This is a genomic window from Shewanella sp. SG41-4 (assembly GCF_014164505.1).
In the GTDB taxonomy this organism is placed as follows: Bacteria; Pseudomonadota; Gammaproteobacteria; order Enterobacterales; family Shewanellaceae; genus Shewanella.
Map to the genome: position 1 here is coordinate 1 of NZ_JACJFI010000471.1, position 2,092 is coordinate 2,092.

The following is a 2,092-nucleotide window of genomic DNA, read 5'->3' on the forward strand; positions in this document are numbered from 1 at the left end:
GCTTGGATGAAGCCGGTTTTAACGTCCAACCGCTTGACTTGATGCGCCATGCGGCATCACATGGCAGCTTATATTTAGTTAAAACGGCCATTCCAGATGCCGATGAACAACTACAAATTACCATCCAGCAAGCACTACTTCAGCATTATGCCCGTATCAATGGTGACAACAGCCGTTTATTCGCTGACTTACCCGAGCTATTATCGTTGTTTGATGCGCAATCAATTCCTTATGGTGTAGTGACCAATAAGCCGGCTCGATTTGCCAGACCATTAGTGGAAAAACTTGGCTTAACGCATAAATTGAAAACTATGATCAGTGGTGATAGCACTCGTCACTCTAAACCTCATACCGCCCCCATGTTGTTAGCGGCACAACAAATTGCCATTGCGCCTCAAAGTATCTTATATCTAGGTGACGCTGAACGTGACTTAGTCGCCGCCCATAATGCCAGTATGCTAGGCGGCATTGCTTTATGGGGTTATTTATCTGCGACAGATAAACCTGACACATGGCCAGCAGGCAAACAATTTCAACACGGAGCCTCACTTAAACAGTTTTTCACTGATTAATGACAGTGTTCGACATCGGGCTAATGGGTTATTTTTGGGTAAAAAACCAAACACGGGCCAACATTAACAGCTTGTATCAAGCGTAAATGAGTCATTAACAGCCACTAAAAGGCACCCGATCAAAACCAACAAAAGATCAACCAATAAACGGTCCATTATTTTTGATCGCTGTTTATTTTAGCGATCAAATTTTTCTCATTTGATGGTTTAAAAAATATCATTTATCAAAAACACTTTATAAATTTGGGCTCTAGGGTTAGTCATCACTAACCCTGCCGTTTATCCTCAACTTATCCACAAGAAGTTAATTAAATTGTGGCTTGCAATAAAGCTCAAACCTCACTATCTTGTATCTTAGATTTTAAATAACACCATATCTTGTGTGTGGCTGGCAATCAAAACACTACTCCACGACTTACCAAAGGATGTAGATGTTAACTGAACGTACTGGTGCTTTATTGCCACGTTGTGAGTACATCAGGTTGATTGTTTTAACATGGAATTGTTTTGTAACTGGTTCGGATCGAATCAAGCAGCACGGCATCCAACAACAGATCACATGATTAGATAAAGAACCAAGGCCTCTCTTCAATGAATAGCAATATGACAGTCACTAAACGCAGTGGCGAACGTGAATCTATCGATTTAGATAAAATTCATCGCGTGATCACTTGGGCAGCCAAGGGATTAAAAAACGTCTCAGTATCTGAAGTAGAACTTCGATCTCATCTGCAGTTTTTTGATGGCATTCCAACAGAAGCTATTCATGAAACGATTATCAAAGCCGCTGCTGACTTAATCTCTCCGGAGTCACCTGATTACCAATTTGTGGCTGCCCGCTTAGCAGTGTTTCATTTGCGTAAAAAAGCGTTTGGTCAATTTGAACCGCCAACGTTATATGACCATGTCACCAAGTTAGTTGAACTGGGTAAATATGACATGCATATCATGGCTGACTACAGCCGTGAAGAATTAGACATCCTCGACACCTATATCGATCACTGGCGTGACTTGAACTTCTCTTATGCCGCAGTAAAGCAACTTGAAGGTAAATACCTGGTTCAAAACCGTGTCACTCATGAAGTGTACGAAAGCGCTCAGTTTTTATATATCTTAGTAGCTGCATGTTTGTTTGCCCGTTACCCAAAAGAAATCCGTTTGAAGTACATTAAAGACTTCTATGACGCGACGTCTCTGTTTAAGATTTCTTTACCAACACCAATCATGGCCGGTGTGCGTACACCAACTCGTCAGTTCAGCTCATGTGTGTTAATTGAGTGTGATGACAGCTTGGATTCAATCAATGCGACTGCATCGTCTATCGTTAAATACGTTAGCCAACGTGCCGGTATTGGTATTAACGCGGGTCGTATTCGTGCCCTTGGTAGCCCTATTCGTGGCGGTGAAGCTTTCCACACAGGTTGTTTACCATTTTATAAGTATTTCCAAACTGCGGTGAAGTCATGTTCTCAAGGCGGCGTACGTGGCGGTGCAGCAACACTTTTCTATCCTTTATGGCA

Annotated in this window: 2 protein-coding genes; both read left to right on the forward strand. The window is 42.1% G+C overall.

Going from position 1 to position 2,092, the window contains the following annotated elements; translation table 11 throughout:
- The coding region (locus tag H5202_RS21220; protein WP_182773804.1) for an HAD family hydrolase at positions 1-572 on the forward strand (572 nt) is incomplete at its 5' end.
- Between the two features lie 591 nt (positions 573-1,163).
- Positions 1,164-2,092 (forward strand): ATP cone domain-containing protein (locus H5202_RS21225; RefSeq protein WP_259397424.1); only part of this gene is annotated, 929 nt, incomplete at its 3' end.